The organism is Pseudomonas sp. NPDC088885 (assembly GCF_044750025.1).
GTDB lineage: Bacteria > Pseudomonadota > Gammaproteobacteria > Pseudomonadales > Pseudomonadaceae > Aquipseudomonas > Aquipseudomonas rustica.
In genome coordinates this window covers 1-719 of record NZ_JBIVJB010000220.1, presented here as the reverse complement: position 1 = coordinate 719, position 719 = coordinate 1, and the positions used below count along the sequence as shown (strand labels likewise).

Genomic DNA, 719 nt, shown 5'->3' with positions numbered 1-719 from the left:
CCCAGCCGAAGTACAGGAACAACAGGTTATCGCCGAGTACCAGGAACAGCATGCTGGCGATAAACAGGTTGGTGTACGAGAAGAAGCGCGAGTAACCCGCTTCGCCGCGCATGTACCAGGACGCGAACAGGTGGATCAGGAAACCGACGCCAACCACCACGCCGAGCATGGTGATCGACAGACCGTCGACGTAGAGGGCGAAGTCAGGCTTGAAGCCTTCGACCGCCATCCACTTCCACAGCACCAGCGTGTAGTGACCGCCTTCGGGTGGTGCGACGTTGAATTGCCAGATGACGTACGCGGCGACAATCGCCGACAAGCCAATGGAACCCACGCCGATCAGCGCCGAGAGGTTTTCCGACCAGCGTCCACGGGAGAACGACAGCAGCAGGAAACCGATCAGAGGGAATACGAAAGTCAGAAAGATCAGGTTCATCCGCGCATCTCACTGGCAGCGTCGATATCGAGCGTATGGAAGCGGCGATACAGTTGCAGCAGGATCGCCAGACCAATACTGGCCTCGGCAGCTGCAAGGCTGATCACCAAGATGAACATGATCTGTCCATCCGGCTGGCCCCAACGGGCGCCCGCGACAATGAACGCCAGTGCAGAGGCGTTCATCATCACTTCCAGACTCATCAACACGAACAAAATGTTGCGGCGGACCATCAGGCCGACCAGACCAAGGCAGAACAGGATGCCGGCAACGGCCAATCCAT

1 protein-coding gene and 1 pseudogene are annotated in these 719 nt (G+C 58.1%); both read right to left on the bottom strand.

Features of this window, described 5'->3' with window-relative positions; translation table 11 throughout:
• A pseudogene (locus tag ACIP1X_RS28675) lies at positions 1-436 on the bottom strand (NADH-quinone oxidoreductase subunit L); the annotation flags it as partial.
• A partial coding sequence (gene nuoK, locus ACIP1X_RS28670; protein ID WP_400755950.1) for an NADH-quinone oxidoreductase subunit NuoK occupies positions 433-719 on the bottom strand: 287 nt, incomplete at its 5' end. The pseudogene ACIP1X_RS28675 and the gene nuoK, both read right to left, overlap by 4 nt.